General features: G+C 71.8%; 12 protein-coding genes and 1 pseudogene. 5 read left to right on the top strand and 8 right to left on the bottom strand.

Annotated elements, in window-relative coordinates:
* Nucleotides 1–151: 151 nt before the first annotated feature.
* On the bottom strand, nucleotides 152–760 hold the full coding sequence (locus ACLU3S_RS06860) for a TetR/AcrR family transcriptional regulator (RefSeq protein WP_413950843.1): 609 nt from the start codon (nucleotides 758–760) through the stop codon (nucleotides 152–154).
* A gap of 150 nt (nucleotides 761–910) precedes the next feature.
* On the opposite strand from ACLU3S_RS06860, the gene ACLU3S_RS06855 reads away from it, so the two are divergent.
* Nucleotides 911–2,353, top strand: a complete 1,443-nt coding sequence (locus ACLU3S_RS06855) for a carboxypeptidase regulatory-like domain-containing protein (RefSeq protein ID WP_413950842.1) — start codon at nucleotides 911–913, stop codon at nucleotides 2,351–2,353.
* A 71-nt stretch (nucleotides 2,354–2,424) separates the two neighbouring features.
* Here ACLU3S_RS06855 and ACLU3S_RS06850 read toward each other — a convergent pair.
* Together ACLU3S_RS06850 and ACLU3S_RS06845 are read right to left on the bottom strand one after the other, a co-directional pair.
* Nucleotides 2,425–2,541 (bottom strand): annotated as a pseudogene (locus ACLU3S_RS06850) (aldehyde dehydrogenase family protein); the annotation flags it as partial.
* Nucleotides 2,542–2,595: 54 nt separating this feature from the next.
* Entirely contained in the window at nucleotides 2,596–6,696 is a 4,101-nt protein-coding gene (locus ACLU3S_RS06845; protein WP_413950841.1) for a discoidin domain-containing protein, read from the bottom strand.
* A 551-nt stretch (nucleotides 6,697–7,247) separates the two neighbouring features.
* Between ACLU3S_RS06845 and ACLU3S_RS06840 the strand changes: the two genes are divergently transcribed.
* The 3 genes from ACLU3S_RS06840 to ACLU3S_RS06830 all read left to right on the top strand — a co-directional run bounded on the left by ACLU3S_RS06840 (nucleotide 7,248) and on the right by ACLU3S_RS06830 (nucleotide 10,319).
* A complete protein-coding gene (locus ACLU3S_RS06840) occupies nucleotides 7,248–7,562 on the top strand; it encodes a helix-turn-helix domain-containing protein (RefSeq protein WP_413950840.1) in 315 nt (104 codons plus the stop codon).
* Nucleotides 7,559–9,115 carry a helix-turn-helix domain-containing protein gene (locus tag ACLU3S_RS06835; RefSeq protein ID WP_413950839.1) on the top strand — a complete coding sequence of 519 codons (1,557 nt, stop codon included), beginning with the start codon at nucleotides 7,559–7,561 and terminating at the stop codon, nucleotides 9,113–9,115. The genes ACLU3S_RS06840 and ACLU3S_RS06835 overlap by 4 nt, the downstream gene beginning before the upstream one ends.
* Before the next feature lie 280 nt (nucleotides 9,116–9,395).
* Entirely contained in the window at nucleotides 9,396–10,319 is a 924-nt protein-coding gene (locus ACLU3S_RS06830; RefSeq protein ID WP_413950838.1) for an AraC family transcriptional regulator, read from the top strand.
* Nucleotides 10,320–10,446: 127 nt separating this feature from the next.
* On the opposite strand, the gene ACLU3S_RS06825 is transcribed toward ACLU3S_RS06830, so the two are convergent.
* From ACLU3S_RS06825 to ACLU3S_RS06810, 4 genes are all read right to left on the bottom strand, one after another.
* Nucleotides 10,447–11,433 (bottom strand): zinc-dependent alcohol dehydrogenase family protein, encoded by a 987-nt coding sequence (locus ACLU3S_RS06825; protein WP_413950837.1) that lies wholly within the window; start codon nucleotides 11,431–11,433, stop codon nucleotides 10,447–10,449.
* 434 nt (nucleotides 11,434–11,867) lie between these two features.
* The gene (locus ACLU3S_RS06820; protein ID WP_413950836.1) at nucleotides 11,868–12,476 is read right to left on the bottom strand and encodes a TetR/AcrR family transcriptional regulator; all 609 of its coding nucleotides are present in this window, start codon (nucleotides 12,474–12,476) and stop codon (nucleotides 11,868–11,870) included.
* Between the two features lie 90 nt (nucleotides 12,477–12,566).
* A complete protein-coding gene (locus tag ACLU3S_RS06815; RefSeq protein ID WP_413950835.1) occupies nucleotides 12,567–13,196 on the bottom strand; it encodes a LysE family transporter in 630 nt (209 codons plus the stop codon).
* Nucleotides 13,197–13,656: 460 nt separating this feature from the next.
* Nucleotides 13,657–14,166 carry a cupin domain-containing protein gene (locus tag ACLU3S_RS06810; protein ID WP_413950834.1) on the bottom strand — a complete coding sequence of 170 codons (510 nt, stop codon included), beginning with the start codon at nucleotides 14,164–14,166 and terminating at the stop codon, nucleotides 13,657–13,659.
* Nucleotides 14,167–14,374: 208 nt separating this feature from the next.
* Between ACLU3S_RS06810 and ACLU3S_RS06805 the strand changes: the two genes are divergently transcribed.
* Nucleotides 14,375–14,767 (top strand): hypothetical protein, encoded by a 393-nt coding sequence (locus ACLU3S_RS06805; RefSeq protein WP_413950833.1) that lies wholly within the window; start codon nucleotides 14,375–14,377, stop codon nucleotides 14,765–14,767.
* Between the two features lie 56 nt (nucleotides 14,768–14,823).
* On the opposite strand, the gene ACLU3S_RS06800 is transcribed toward ACLU3S_RS06805, so the two are convergent.
* The gene (locus tag ACLU3S_RS06800) at nucleotides 14,824–15,810 is read right to left on the bottom strand and encodes a zinc-dependent alcohol dehydrogenase family protein (RefSeq protein WP_413950832.1); all 987 of its coding nucleotides are present in this window, start codon (nucleotides 15,808–15,810) and stop codon (nucleotides 14,824–14,826) included.
* Nucleotides 15,811–15,961 lie beyond the last annotated feature (151 nt).

Genomic DNA, 15,961 nt, shown 5'->3' with positions numbered 1-15,961 from the left:
TGATGCCACGTTAGCGCGGGCACCGGGCCGACGGCTGTACGACGACGAGCCCGCACCGATCCCTCATCCGCGCCGGCGAGCCGCGCGCAGTCGCGGACCGGGCTCGGGGAAAGCCGCACAGGACGCCCTGCGGGGATCCGCCCCCGCGCGCTCAGCCGGCCCGTGGGGGAGTCGGCAACCCGCGGCTCAGCAGGTCCGCGGCCTGGCTGACCAGGGTGACGGCGTCCGGCCCGGCGTCGGGCTGCCAGCAGCTGATGGCGGCCTGCAGGGTGGCGAAGACCGCCGCCGCGGTGGTCCGGACGTAGAGGTCGTTCTCCGGCAGGCCGGTGCGGGCCGCCACCGCCCTGGTCACCGCGTCCTCCACGGCGCGGTTGGTCAGCACGACGCGGGGCAGCAGCTCGGGGCGTTCGCGCAGCAGGAGCATGCGCTCCACCCAGATCCTGCCGTTGGCGAGCTCGCTCAGCCGCTCGACGACAACGGCGCAGATCGCCTCCAGCGGGGTCTCCTCCGGGGGGCGGGCGACGATCCGTTCCTCGATCAGCTCAGGTGCCCCCTCCTCCAGCACGAAGGCGGCCTCGTCCTTGGTGGAGAAGTAGTTGAAGAAGGTGCGCGGGGAGACGTCGGCGTCGGCGCAGATGCTCTCCACCGTGACGGCCTCCGGACCGTGGCGGCGGAAGAGGGCCAGCGCGGAACTCTGCAGCGCCCGCCGCGTCGCCCGCTTCTTGCGGTCGCGCAACCCCTCCGGGCGGTTGGTCTTCATGTGCTCGGCTCACCCCCATGAGCTGACGACCGGGACGATCAATACAGTAGTGCAAAAATGCAGTGCTGCAAAAAAGTATTAGGATGGCTGTTCTGTGCCATGCGCCGGGCAAGACAGGCTCCGGTCGTCCGCAAGGAAAAGGGAGTTCCCGTGGCGGAACGGATAGAACGATCCAACGGCCGGTCGATGGCCTTGACCCTGGCCGAAGCCCTGTGGTTCCCGGTCTGCCTGTTCCTGGGCATGCTGTTCCTCTTCGCGCCCGCGCTGCACGCACCGCAGCCGAACCACGTGAAGGTCGCGGTGGCCGATCCCGCGGTGGCCGAGCGGGTCGACAGCGTGCTGAGCACCAAGCTGCCCGGCGGGTTCGACGTCACCGCGGTCACCGACGACCATGCGGCACGGCAGTCGGTGCTCGACCGGGACACGGTGGCCGGCTTCGCCGGAGACAGGCGCAAGCCGGTGCTGTACGTGGCCAAGGCGAACGGCGCCGTACTGGAGCAGACCCTCAGCCAGGTGTTCACCCAGGTCGCCGCGAAGAGCCACCGGCACCTCACCGTCAGCGATGTGGCGCCCACCGAGAGCAAGGACAAGCTCGGCACCACCCTGCTGTACTTCGCGCTGCCCTGGAGCGTCCCGGCCTACGTGCTCGCGACCACACTGCTGCGCGCGGTGACCTTGAACCGGCGCAAGAAGCTCCTCACCATCATGGGCGTGGCAGCCGCCTACAGCCTCATCGGCTACTACGTCGGCGTGGGGCTCGGCTACATCCCCGACAAGCCCGTGGCGATGGCCGTCTCCTTCCTGCTCACCACGGCGGTGGCGACGGCCGCCTCCGGACTTGCCCCGTTCGCCCGGCAGTTCTTCCCGGCCGTGGCCATGGGCCTGTTCATCGTCATGAGCATCCCGAGCAGCGGCGGCGCCGTGCCCGCCTCGATGCTGCCGACGTTCTTCCAGGACCTCCACCAGGTCATGCCGCTGGCCAACGCGATCGACGCGCTCCGGGGCATCTTCTACTTCGACGGAGCCGGCGTGCTCAAGCCCGTCCTGGTGCTGTGCGCCTGGTTCGCGGCAGGGCTCGCCCTGATGAGCCTGGACTTCTGGCTGCGCAGGCGCAAGGCCATGGCGCTGGCCGCGGAGGCCCAGGCGGACGAGGACTACGAGGACTACGAGGACTACGAGGACGACGAGGAGACGGAGTTCATCGAGGAGCCCCCGGTCGAGGACCCCTCGCTGGAGGCGCCCAAGCCGGCGGCCCTCCCGGTGCACGCGCACCACTTCGGCCAGCCGGTGGCCGTCCTGACCGGACGCATCCAGGACGCCGAGGGAGGCGCGGTGCGCGGCGCCGCGGTGACCATCGTCGACGCACACGGTCGCCAGCTCACGCGCAGCGTGACCAACGCCAGCGGCGACTATGCCGTGACCGGCCTCCACGAGGGGCCCGTCAGCATCGTGGTCTCGGCGGCCAGCCTGCATCCGGTGGTGCACCGGGCACTGCTGCAGACCGGGATGACGGCTCGCGCGGACTTCACCCTGCACGGTCGGGCGCAAGGCCGGCACGCCAAGCCGAAGCACGCGATGACCACGCCGTCGTAGCCGGTACGACGGCCTGGTGACCTGCCGGACGGCGGCCCCGTCCGGCGGAAGCGGCAGGAGCGGTTGCGCGTGATCTCTTCCTGGGCGATGCGCATGGCGTTGCCGACATCGGCGAAGACGGTCGGGGTGACGTAGTCGCCCCGGTCGAGGCCCTCGGGGGCCTGCGGCCCGCCGGTGACCGGGCGGGCGGCGCTGACGCCTTCGGCCCCGGCGCAGGGCCGGGGCCGAAGGCATGAGGTGCCTCAGCCGCGCAGTGTGGCGACCGGGCTGTTGTACGCCTGCGCCGTCAGCACCGGGTGGCGTGACGAGCATGCGGCCGCCGGCCAGGACAGCCGGACCGTCCGGGACTCGCCGGGCAGCAGCCACAGGTAGTTGTCGCTGTACAGCGTCGGCAGCACCCGGCGGCCGTGCGGGTCCTCCAGCAGCGAGAGGCGGACCATGGCGGCCACTGCGGATCCCTGGTTGCGCACGACCGCCGTCAGCTCCCGGCGGTCGAGGGCGCGGGACACCCGGGTGATCGCCCCCGTCAGCTTCACCTGCTTCACCTGGTTCAGGCCCCGCATTGCGGCCGCCTCGCGGTAGCGCCAGTAGGTGTTGCGCGACAACTCCCGGCCCCGGGAGTCCTCCAGGGTCAGCCGCAGCAGGTGCAGGTCCGGAAGGTCGTCCGTCCACGCGGCGGCGAACGCGTCGGCGGTGGCCGCCCGGGACACGTCCACCCGTGCCGAGCGGCTCGTGCCGAGTTGCCGGCCGGACAGATCGTGAAGCCGGGCGGTGACCGTGGCGCCGTGCAGGTCGGCCGAGGTGTGGTTCACCGCGATGACCTGCCACTTCACCGGATCGGCCTGCACATGCAGCGGTTCGCAGCCCGAACGGGCGCCGAAGTAGGTGCCGTTGACGTCGAAGTCGTAGTCGTACGTCTGCCAGACCGTGCTGTGCCAGGCCGGGTGGGACATCCACAGCATCAGGCCGGAGGCGTCGTCCCACAGGTTGGCGTTCCACGCCTCGAACATGGCGCGGGCGTTCTCGTAGTTGACGAACTGCGCCTTGCGCGCGAAGTCGTCCAGGTCGCCGGATTCACCGAGGCGGGCCTCGATGGCCGCCTTGTAGTTCTGCGGCGCCTGGTTGCCCTGTTCGCTCCAGTCGTGGTAATACCACGCGCCCCGTATCGGCCACTCCGGCTCGTCACCCGTCATGCTGCGGGTGCTCGCCGCGGTGGAGACGACGGGCATGCCGATCTCCGTGTGGAAGCCGAAGTCGCGGCTGCCGTACGTCATCGGGTCGAAGTACTTCTCCGGTTCCACCCAGCCGTAGGGGCCGCCGCCCGTGACGATGCCGCCCGCCGAGTTGTTCTGGTACAGCAGACCGGGCACCTGCTGCTCCACCGCGTCGCGCATCCCCTTGTCGACGGCGGCCGGCGGGTTGCCCTCGTTCGCGCCGCACCAGACCACCACGCAGGGGTGGATGCGGTAGCGCAGCACGGTGTCGCGGGCGAGGGAGGTGAACGCCTCGTGGTCCGGCGGGTCCATGCCCCAGGCGTTGGGGAAGTCGTTCCACACCAGGATGCCGTGCCGGTCGCAGGCGGCGAAGAACTCCTCCCGGTCGCTGCTGCCGACCCAGTTGCGGATCATGGTGAAGTTCATGTCGCGGTGCATGCGCACCGCCGCGTCCATGCGCTCCGCCGGCATCCGGCGCAGCAGCTCGTCCCAGCCCCAGTTGCCGCCCCGGGCCAGCACGCGCACGCCGTTGACGCTGATCTTCAGGGGATCCGGCGTGTTCGACACGGACTTGACGTCGGTCCACTTCTCGCCGTCGTCGGACACCTGGATCACGTAGGACTTCGGGTACGCGGTCTCCCAGACGACGGCGACGCGGTCGAACGTCCGTGCGGAGCCGAGGTCCACCTGGATCCACTGGTGGTCCTCGTAGGCGGAGGACCAGCGGGTCCCGGGGTCTCCGTCGGTGGCGTGCGACGCCGGGTGGTCGGGGTCCTCCGTGGAGGCGGTGGCCTTCTGGTGCAGGGCGAGGTCGGTACCCGGGTCACCGCTGTCCACGACACCGAACGACCACAGGGAGTTGCCCCAACTGGTGTTGCGCAGCCCGCAGTCGAGGCGGACGTAGCGCGCGGTCCGCCGGTCGAAGTCCTCGACCTGCAGGCTGGCGTTGCCGTTGTTGAACGGCAGCGGCACCGCCCCGTTGTCCACGGACTTCACGTCGGTCCAGTCCGAGCCGTTCGCGGAGACCTGGACCACGAAGGTCTTCGCGTACGCCTGCTCCCAGCTGAGGTCGACGCGGTCGAAGGACTGGGTGGAGCCGAGGTCGACACGGATCCACTGGTCGTCCTCGTAGGCGGACGACCAGCGGGTGGCGGCGTCACCGTCGGTGGCGTTGGCCGCGCCGTTGCCGTCCTGGTCGGTGCTGGACGCCTCGGCGGTGGCGTGCAGCGCGAGGTCGATGCCCGGCCGGCTGCTGTCCAGGACGGCGAGCGTCCACAGGGAGCTGCCCCAGGAGGTGGCGCGGGTCAGGCACCTGATGCGCACGTGCTGGGCCTGCTGCCGGTCGAAGGTGACGGTCTGGGTGCAGGCGTCACCGGACGCGGTGAACGCGAGCGGCACGTCGTACTCGTAACCGAACTGGCGGATGCCGAAGCGTGTGGTGCGCCGGTCGCTCTCCCGGCCGCCCACCGAGGCGGTGAGCGTCAGGTCGTGCAGGGTGGCCTCGCCCAGGCCGTTCGGCCACCACAGCTTCGGGTTGTGCAGCCTCAACTGCCCGAAGGCGTCCGGGGCGAAGACGACGTCGAGGCCGGCGCCGGCCTTCACGGTGACGGTCTTCGACACCCGCACGCCGGCGAAGGCCGCCGTGACCGTCGCCTGGTGGTCGGCGGTGTCCGCGTTGCGCACCGGGACGACCACGGTCAGCTCGGCGACCGACACGTCCGGCAGCGCGGGGAGCACGGTGTCCACGCGCGGGTCGCCGATGACCACGTGCCCGGTCGATCTCAGCCGGACGTGGTTCCAGATGCCCGCCGCGCGGTCGCGCACCGCCGGCATCCAGTCCCAGCCCGAGGACGCCAGATAGGTCGGGGAGTTGAGGTTCATCTGCTGTGCGCCGGCGTCCACCCAGGACTCGCCCTGCGGACCCTTGTCACCGGGGCTGCCGGGGACCGGCATCGGCGTGATCCTCACCGCGAGGGCGTTCGTGCCGCTCGCCGTGAGCTGCCGGGTGACGTCGAACGCGGCACGGGCGAACGGGTACGTCAGGCCGCCCACCTGCTCGCCGTTGAGCCATACGTCGGCCTTGTGGTTGACGCCGTCGAACTCCAGCCAGACATGCCGGCCGGCGCCGGTGCGCAGGCCGCGCGGCAGCGCGAAGTCACGCTTGTACCACCAGGAGTGGCGCGACAGCGCCTCCGGTATGTGCAGGTTGTTCAGGCCGGCCACCGGGTCGGGCAGCTTGCCCTGCTCCACGAGGGAGCCGAGCACGGTGCCGGGCACGGTCGCGGGCAGCCAGGCGCTCGTGTCGACGGACGCTCTCGACAGGCCCGCGCCGTCCGCGCCGGCCCAGTCGTCCATGGTGAGCCGCCAGCCCGACTCCACCGGCACCGTTCCGTCGTCGGCCACCGTCAGTGCCGGCGCCTCCCCGTGCCGGGTGCCCCAGTCGGTCCACCCGGTCGCCGCGGGGCGGTGGCCGTGGGCGGTGCCGTACACCTCGAAGCCGTTCAGACCCAGGGGCAGCGGGCTGGAGCGCTTCTGGGAGGTCATGCGGACCCAGCGCGCGGACACCGGGCGGGGGAGCTCGATGTCGACCACGCCACCGGTTCCCGCCGTGGTGCGGTACACGGTGGACCAGGACGTCTCGTCCAGGGAGGTCTCGACCACGAAGACCAGCGAGTAGCTCGACTGGATCTCCTTGCCGGTGGTGCCGCTGTGCACGTTGCCGCTGGTGGGCGGCGTGTACACCGGGTCGGAGGCGTCCGCCTCGAAGGTGAGGCGGACCCGGGTGACGTCGCAGGCCGCCTGGAGATCGACGGCCACCCACTGCGGGTCGCCGTCCTCGGCGCGCCAGCCACTGCCCCGGACGCCGGGGGAGGAGAGCCGGTCGACGGCGAACGAGCCGGGGGTGGCGGCGTAGGCGGTCGAGGAGACGGAGACCGGCCGGTAGAGCGCCAGTTGACCGGGGGCGGCAGCGGACTCGACCGGTGCGTCCGCCGGTGCGTCGGCCGGTGCCGCGACGGCGGCCGACTCGGGAAACAGGGAACCGGCACCGAAGCCGGCCAGCAGGGTGGTGCCCGTGGTGATGAGGGTCCGTCGTGACGGGTGACGCGACGAGCCCGACTGATCTGTCATGAGTATGACGTCCCATCGAAAAACGGCAGCGCGGAGCGGGGCCCGGTCCACACGTGCCCGTGCCGCAGCAGGAATGACAACGTTGCCAAAGGCTGTGTCGCCCGGCGCCCCGTGTCAACCCCCGTTGCGCGGACGGCTGTCCGAGGCGTGAGTGCGGAACCGGCCGGGATCCGGCGGATCGTGGCCATGGCGAACGTTCGGCGGGAGGCTGCCGGCCGGCGTGCTCGACTCCGGCCGAAACAGGGTCTGACCGGCGGAAGCGTGCGTGGCCGCGGGCCGAGTGACCGGGCCGCCGCGCGCCGTAGGCGGCCGGCCACACGTTGCGCATGCGACCGGATGCCGACGACGCGCGGCGGCCGCGGTGCGGACCGGACGCCGTGGCCGGGCCACGGCCGGACGACGACGGCGGGGCGAGGGCCGTGATCCATGGCGGCCACGCGATCGGGCCGCTCACCTCGGTGCGCCGCGCACAGGGACACGTGTGCACCGCCCCCCGTCCAGTCATGCGGGATACGCATGACTCATAAGTGCGAGGCGGTAGAGTCGTCGTCGTGGGCATGAGTCTCGACGAGCGGGTGCGGTCCGCGGTGGCCGCGCTCCTGCATGCGACCGGTGAGTCGCAGACCGACCTCGCCGGCGCCCTCGGAGTGAGCCAGGCGCAGGTGAGCCGCCGCCAGTCGGGCACCGCCGCGTGGAGCCTGTCCGACTGCGACGCGGTCGCCGCGCACTACGGTATCGACGTGCTCGATCTCCTCGCGGGACCGACCCGAGCCGCGGAGTCGCTGCTCCCGGAGCGCCGCCGGGGCCCCGGCCGCCACGCCAACCCCGCACGCCCCGCGGCCGTTCAGGACGGGGGAGACCGATGACGGACTTCGACGCGATCGACGCTCTGCTCGCGGGGGCCAGGAAGGAGGTCCCGCTGCCGCCCGCCGAGGAGCGGCGCGCCCTGCGCGAGGGGCTGAGCGTCTCGCGCGCCCGGCTTGCGCAGGTCCTGAACGTCAGCGCGTCCACCGTCGGGGGCTGGGAGTCCGGACGGGAGCCGAGCGGTGAAGTACGGGAGAAGTACGCCTACTTCCTCGAGGGAGCGCGGACCAAGCTGACCGCCGATGCCGCCGAGGAGGTGTCGGCGGAGGAACCCGAGGACGTCGTCGCGCCAGAGGCTGAGCAGATGACCGGTCGGGACGACCGCGACTTTGGTGACGGCGGCCCGGACGACGTCGAGGTCCTGTCCGCGCGCGAGCCGTGTGTGCTGTGCGGGCAGCCCGCCTCGCACCAGGTGGCCGGATTCCCCCAGCACCTGGACCCGGCCGAGTGCGGCACGGCCGCGCATACCCGGCGCGGGCCCGAGCCGGCACGGCCGGCGAGGTCCGCTTTGCAGCGGGCGCCCCGTCGGGCGGCGCCCGCCGGAGGACCGGGCGGCTCCGCGGGGCCCGGCGTCAAGGTCGTGCCCGTCGGGCGCCGCCTGAAGACCGCCGACACTCCGGACGTGATCGGCTCCGCCGTCGCCGCCGCCCTCGCGGCGCACTCCGGCGATGTCGAAGCGGCGACCGCCGCGCTGGTGAAGCGGGCCATCCCCGATGCGATGGCGCTGCTGGACGAGACCCGCAAGGGCGGCCGGTACGACGTCGTCGCCCACCCGTGGCTGCCCGACGTCCTGCGCAAGCAGACCGCCCGTGGCGCCGACCAGATCTGGGAGGCGCGGCCCAAGTGGTCACGCGCCGAACTGCCGCCCGGCGAACACGAGGTGACCGCGCTCGACGTCAACGGCGCGTATCTGTCCGCCCTGAAGACGCACCTGCCGATCGGCCAGCTGGAGCACTCGTCCGGCGACCACCACGACCGCCGCCGCGCCGGCGTGCACCTGATCACCCCGCCCGTCTGGGAACACGACGCCTACCTGCCCAACCCGATCGGCAGCCGGGACGAGCCCGGCCCGCTGTGGGTGACCGAGCCGACCCTGCGCCTGCTGCTGCGCCTGTCCGACCCGAAGTACGGCCTGTGCGAACCGCCGGAGATCCACGAGTCCTGGACCTCGGGGGCCACGGAGAACCTGCTGGAGAAGTTCCGGGTCGCGCTGAAGGACGCCCGGGAGCGGGCGATCGCCCAGGACGACGAGGTGACGCTCGAGTACGTCAAAGCCATGTACTCCAAGTTCGTCTCCACGATGGGGGAGTCGAACTACAACCGCGAGCTGTACCGCACGGACTGGATGCACCTGATCCGCTCGCAGGCCTTCGTGAACCTGTGGTGGAAGGCGCACCGGGCGTACGACGAGGGCCTGATGGTCGTCCGCGCGATGGGCACCGACGAGCTGCACGTGATCGGCGACTGGCGCGCGGTGTTCCCGGAGGGCCGCGGCGTCACCGAGGTCAAGGTCAAGGACGTCTACACCGTCGGCACGCCGGACACCACCGGGTAGCGCACCGGACACCCTTTCGGCTCGGGCGCCTCCGGGGAGCCCGTGACCCGGCCGGAGTCCATCAGGCGGCGAGGAGAGCACGCCCGCACCGTGACGGCGGTCACCGGCACCGCGGACGCGCGTACCGCGGGAGGAAGGGACGACCGAACAGACCTGTCCGTTTGGTATTCGCGTGACACGGGGGTAGCCTTACGAGCATCCCGACCCTGCAGAGAACCGGCCCGCTCACCGCTCCGCACGCCTCGCCGCCGAGGCCCAGCGCACGCCGGCAAGGAAGCCGATGGATCCCCTGAACGACGTTCTCGCCCTGCTGGACATGCGCAGCGCCCAGTTCGCGCGGCTGGAGGCCACAGGCCCATGGGCGATCTCCTTCCCCGGATACCAGCACATCAAGCTGGGCGCCGTCCTCGGCGGGGCCTGCTGGGTGGAGACCGAGGGAGTTCGGCCCGTCCGGGTCGCCGACGGCGACTGCTATCTGCTGGGCAACGGGCGTCCCTACCGTCTCTCCAGCGACCCCGGGGTGCCGGCCCGGCCGAGCAGCGAGGTCTTCTCGGGCTTCGTCGAAGGCGGCACCGTCCGGGTCGCACCGGCGGGCAGCCAACCGGACGCGGTCGTCGTCGGCTGCGGGTTCCACCTGGACACCGCCAACGCGGCGGTCCTGGTCGACGTGCTGCCGCCCCTCGTGCACGTACCGGCGGCCTCGGACGAGGCGGGCGCCATCCGGACCGCCCTGCACATGCTTCGCCGGGAGACCGCCGCAGCGGAGGTCGGGGGTGCCCTGATCGTCGAGCGGCTGGCCCACATCGTCCTCGTTCAGGTGCTGCGCAGTCATATCGCCGCTCAAGGGGCCACGGGGCGGGCGTGGTTGACGGCCCTGGCCGACCCCGCGATCGGAACGGCGCTGGGGCTCATCCACGAGGCCCCCGCGCATCCGTGGACGGTGGCCGAGCTGGCGGCCAAGGCCGGCATGTCGCGCTCCCATTTCGCGGCCCGCTTCAGCGAACTCGTCGGCACCCCGCCGCTGGAGTACCTGGCCACCTGGCGGATCCGTTCGGCCGCGCGTGAACTGCGCACCGGGAACCGTACGATCGCCTCCATCGCCGCGCAGTACGGCTACGGCTCGGAAAGCGCCTTCAGCCACGCGTTCAAACGGGTCACCGGCCTGGCCCCCGGCCGCTACCGCCGGCAGGCCGGCCTGGCGTAGCCCTCGCCCCGCGCGGACGGCGCCGAGGGGCTCCGCCGTCACCTGTACGGCCGCGGCCGGACCGTGACGCGCAGTCGGACGTCGTCACTACCACGTCGCCGCGCGGGAGACGGCCGTCGGGCGGAACCTAGTGGTCGACGCTGACGACGATCTTGCCCGTGGCGGTGCCGCCCGCCACCGCGGCGTGCGCCTCCGCGACGTCGGAGAGGCCGAAGCGGCGGGGGTCCAGCAGCGGCCTGAGGCGGCCGGAGTCGACCAGGGCGGTGATCTCGCGCAGGATCTCGCCGTGGTGCTCGCGGCCGCGGCCGGTCAGCATGGGAGCCAGGGTGAAGACCCCGGAGTAGGTGGCGCCCCGGAAGGACAGCGGAGCGATGCTGTGGGTGCCCCAGCCGAGGGCGCTCAGCACGTGCCCGGTGTAGGTGCGCACGCTGGCGAAGGACGCGTCCAGGACCGGGCCGCCGACGGTGTCGTAGACGATGTCGAAGCCCTCGCCGCCGGTGAGGCGCTCGACGTACTCCTGCGGCGTCTCGGCGGTGCGGTCGATGGCGGTCGCCCCGAACTCCTCGATGACCTTCAGGCTGTGCGGTGCCCCGGTGCCGAAGACCTCGGCGCCGCGTGCGAGGGCGATCTGGATGCCCACATGACCGATGCCACCGGCGCCGCCGTGCATGAGCACCTTCTGACCCGTGTGCACCTGGGCCCTGTCGACCAGGCCCTCCCACGCGGTGATGGTCACCAGGGGCAGCGCGGCCGCCGCGCGCATGTCCAGGGACCTCGGCTTGGGCGCGAGCAGCCGGGCGTCGACCGCCGCGTACTGGGCGAGGGAGCCCTGCAGGTCGCCGACGCCGCCGGTCATCCCGTACACCTCGTCGCCGGGGGTGAACCCGGTGACCCCGTCACCCACCTGCTCGACCACGCCGGCCAGGTCCAGGCCGAGCACCGCCGGAAGGGTACGTCGGGCGTGGGCCGCCTGCCCCGCACTGATCTTGAGGTCGAGAGGGTTGACCCCGCTCGCCTCGATGCGCACCAGCACCTGACCGGGACCGGCCACGGGCCTCTCGATCTCCTTGAGCACCAACGGCGCGCCGAACTCTTCCAGGACTACTGCACGCATGGTGCCACCTTTGCGATGAATGTTGCTGAAGACGCAGATCGGGCGGGTCCGATCATGCCTGACTCCACTAATCGGACAGACTAGTCCGTTCGGTTAGTGGAGGCAAGAGAGGACGAGTACGGCGCCGGGGAGTGCCGGGGCCACCGGAGCGGATCACGGACAGCGCCGCGTCCCCTTCACTCGTAGGCCGGGGAGCCGCCGGTGGCGTGGGCGTCGACCAGCGGCTGGGCGGCCGTCTTCGCCTGGTCCACGACCGCGCGGCCCTGCAGCAGCCGCCCCGATGCCGGCGCGCCGTCGATGAGCAGGCCGAGGTGCCGGGCGAGGCCGGCGGCGTCCCGGGCGCCGACTCGTATCGGACAGACCTGTCCGGCCCATCGGAAGGCGCACCAGCAGGGGAGCGCCGGTCGGGCCGCGGGGGAGCGCTGCGGCTCCGGTCAGCGCGGCGGGCGCCGGGACCGCCCGGAACGCGGGCCGCAGGACTGCTCGACGAGTTCGGCGGCCGCGGCCCGGGCCGCGATCGGCATGGCCGGGTCCTGCTCCAGCTTTCCGGCGGCGAGCGTGCCGTCGATCAGCAGGGTCAGCTGGAGCGCCAGACGCTCGGGGTCCCGCGCACCGGCCGCCGTGGCCAGGTCCCGAACCCAGGAGCGGACGGCCTGTTTGTGCGCGACGGTCACCGCGTGCGGAGCGCTGCCCGGGTCGCTCTCCGCGGCCGCGTTGATGAAGGGACACCCATGGAAGCCGTGCTCCAGGTAGGCCGTGGACACGGCGTCGAAGAGCCCGACGAGCTGATCCGCCGGATCCTCACCCGCCGCCTCCGCCGCGGCCCTGAGCTTGTCCCGCCAGGAGACGTCGGTCCGGCGCAGATAAGCCGCCGCCAGTTCGTCCTTGGACGGGAAATGCACGTACATCGTCGACTTGGCGACGCCGGACTCGGCGATGATGCGGTCGATGCCCACCCCGCGCAGTCCGTGCGTGGAGAACAACTCCGACGCCGTCAGCAGGATGCGTTCACGCGGGGGAGGCCGCCGGCCATCCACGGTCATGACAGTGCTCCTCCTTCGGCGTCGATCCGTCCGGCCGCGCGGGCCGCCTACGTCTCCTCACTGTACAGACAGTCCTGTCCAGGGACAGCTTCAGTTCTCCAGGCCGATACGGACGGCCAGTCCCGCGAAGATCACTCCGGTCACCCCGTCGATGTACCGGCGCGCACGGCGGTAGGCCACCGCGATCCTGGGCAGGGAGAACACCCGGGCGACCACGATCGAGAACCACGTCGCCGCGACGAGGACCAGCGCGAGGCCGACGCCGACACGGTGGCCCCAGTCGAGGTGCGTGGGCAGGACCGCCGCGAACACGCTGGTGAAGAAGACGGCGGCCTTGGGATTGCCCAGGTTGGTCAGGGCACCCGAACGCCACGCGACCACCGGTGAGCGATGTCCGGCTCCGGCGACGGCCGTGGGTGCGGCCTCGCCCCTGCGCCGCAGCGAACGCAGCATCTGAACGCTCAGATACAGAAGGTAGAGCGCGCCGGCGATGCGGATGACCTCGTACACGGCCTGTACGCGCGTGAGGAGGACGGTCACACCGGCGAGACTGGAGAAGATCCACAGGGCGTTCGCGCTCGTCACGCCGAGTCCCACCCACATGGCGTCGCGTCGTGACCGTGACATCGCGGCGTGGGTGACGGCCAGGAAGTCCGGTCCGGGGCTGGCGAGTGCGAGGACCCAGATGGCCAGAAGCGCTGCAATCGAAGACAGGGGCATGCCTGCCTGAGCACCCGGTGCGCGACCGGATATTCCCGCAAGGCGCGTGACGTACCGGACAGGCGAACGGGGCACCGCGGCAGGCGACTTGACGACGGCACGCGGCGCGCGTTTCTTCCGCGCGACTCGTCGGACGTTCACGCATGGACCCGGGACGCCGGCGCATTCCGGGCCCGGTCGACCGCGTGGTTCTGTGAGGACGGCAGTAAAGAGTGGCTGAAGCGCATTGGGCGTCGAGGTCCTGGTGGGGCCGGATTCCGCAGGGCATCCCCCAGCCGAGTGGCATGCCGGCTTCGGCTCCAGGACGGACGTCCGTGCTGCGGGTACGACTGTTCCGCGGGCAACGGCCATTCGGCGGCGTGCGGCGGTTCGCCCCCGCACGCCGCCACTGCCGCCCGGCGTGCCGAAAGGGCCTTCCAGCGCGGAAGGCCCTTTCGGCTGCGGTGCACCGCCCCCGGGCTCAGACGGCCGGCGGCGGGCCGAGGATCTCGATGCCGAACGACGCCGCCATCCTCGCCAGTTCGGCCGGGTCCAGCGGGGGCAGATCCGCGGGCACGGTGAGGTGGGGCGGCGTGGCGGCGGAGCCCGCCCGCAGGGTGAACGCGTCGAATCCGCCGGGCGTGTGCAGGGTGAGGAAACGCGCCGTCGGGCTGGTGACGACGAATGCGTGCGGCAGGGCCCTCGGCAGTACGGCGATGGCTCCCGCGCCCGCGCCGCGCTTCTCGCCGTCGACCTCGACGCGCAGTTCCCCGTCCAGCACGAGGAAGGTCTCGTCATCCTGGTGGTGCCGGTGCAGGGGACTGCCGTATCCGCGTTCGCCGCGGTGCTCCAGGACGGCGAAGGCGCCTGCGGTGCTCGCGGAGGAGACACGCTGGGTGACCAGCGCCCCCAGGAACCACACGGCCTTTTGCTCTTCGGGCGCCAGGACGGTGGGCGAGATGATGCTGGACGACGTCGAGAATTCTGTCATCGAGAAGCTCCATTCCGAAACGAAAATCCCGGTAAGGCTACGGCGGAGGAAAACACGAAAAGCGTCGTCGCGGACTTCTTCGCAAGAAGCGTGGATTTCGGCACATGCGTATCGGGACCGTTGGGCGTTGCCGACCGGCCGGGTCGGCGGACGGGGGAGGCGGAACGCAGGGCTGCCGGTGCGGCAAGGGCCGGGCTACGATCCCGCCATGCCGATCAAGGGTGAGGGTCTGGCGCGTGCCTTCTGGGCCTTCGACCGCGCCCTCGGGGGTGAACGACCTCCGACCAGGGTGAAGATGTTCGCGGCGAGGCGCCCCCTCGTCGTGGGGCTTGTGACAGGACTCTTCTTCGGTGGGACGTACCTCATTTCCCCCGAGGGCGGCACCGATGTGGCAGCGGGTGGGATCGCCGGCGTGCTGACGGGCGCATGGTTCGCGATGTTCGCCCGGATCGAGAGAGCCCGTCAGCGCCGCCTCGTGCGCCTCGGAGTCTGGGACGGCGTGCACGCGCGATCGGTGGGGCGGGCCGAGGCCATGGACGAACGGCGGCTCGACGAGGGGAGCCGGCCCAGCGGCCCGGCCGGGAACGGACCCCGGGCGTGACACGCGGTTCGGCCGCCGGCGCGCCCGAACCTGCCGCTCGCCACGTCGGCGCGCGGTCACGCCCCGACGTCGATCACGACCTTGCCCCTGGCCGCACCGCTCTCCACCAGTTCATGCGCCTCGGCGACGGTCTCCAGGGTGAAGTGGCGGGCGTCCACCATCGGCCTCAGGCCACCCTTGTCGACGAGCTCCGTGGCTCTCGCCATGATCTCCCCGTGGTGCGCCCGGCCGGTGCCGGTCAGCATGGGCAGGAGGCTGAAGACACCGGAGTACGTGGCCCCGCGGAACGACAGAGGCGCGAGGCTGTGGGTGCCCCAGCCGAGCGCGCTGACGACATGGCCGGTGTGGACGCGGACCGCGGCGAAGGAGGCGTCCAGCGTCGCCCCGCCGACGGTGTCGAAGACGACATCGAAGCCTTCTCCGCCGGTGTGCGCGGCGACGTACTCGGACACGTCGGTCGACGTGTAGTCGATCGGTGTGGCCCCCAGGTCCTCGATCGTCGCCAGGCTGGAGGGCGAGCCGGTGGCGAACACCTGGGCGCCGTGGGCGCGGGCGATCTGGATCGCCACGTGGCCGATGCCGCCCGCGCCGCCGTGCACCAGCACCTTGTCGCCCGCGCCCACGTGGGCGCGGTCCACCAGCCCCTCCCACGCGGTGATGACGACCAGCGGCAGGGCCGCAGCCTCGCGCGGTGACAGGGCGGTCGGTGCGTGCGCCAGGAGCCGGACGTCCACGGCCGCGTACTCGGCCAGGGAACCCTGCAGGTCACCGACGCCGCCGGTGAGGCCGTACACCGCCTCTCCCGGGGCGAATCCGCTGACGCCCTCGCCCACCGCCTCGACCACGCCGGCGAGGTCGAGACCCAGCACGGCGGGCAGCACCCGCTGGGCGTGGGCCGCCTTCCCGGTGCGGATCTTGACGTCCAGCGGGTTCACACCGCTGGCTGCCGTCTTCACCAGCACCTGACCGGGACCGGCCACCGGGGTCTCGATCTCGGTCGGTTCCAGTGGCGAGCCGTACCGCTTCAGGACAAGAGCGCGCATGATGGCTCCCTGGTTTCGCGCGGGGCCTTGATTCCGTGCGATGGCCGCCGGGAGGTGTGCCCGAGGACTTCCGCGGTGACATCGCCCTCCACTGTTCCCCTCGCACCGCGTTTCCTCATCTCGGCGACGCCGGGCAGGCGCGCGGGGACGC

Origin of the sequence: Streptomyces sp. AF1A, assembly GCF_047340315.1 — a bacterium.
Lineage (GTDB): Bacteria > Actinomycetota > Actinomycetes > Streptomycetales > Streptomycetaceae > Streptomyces.
Note: the sequence above shows the minus strand (reverse complement) of the source record. Positions and strands in the feature narration are given on the sequence as shown.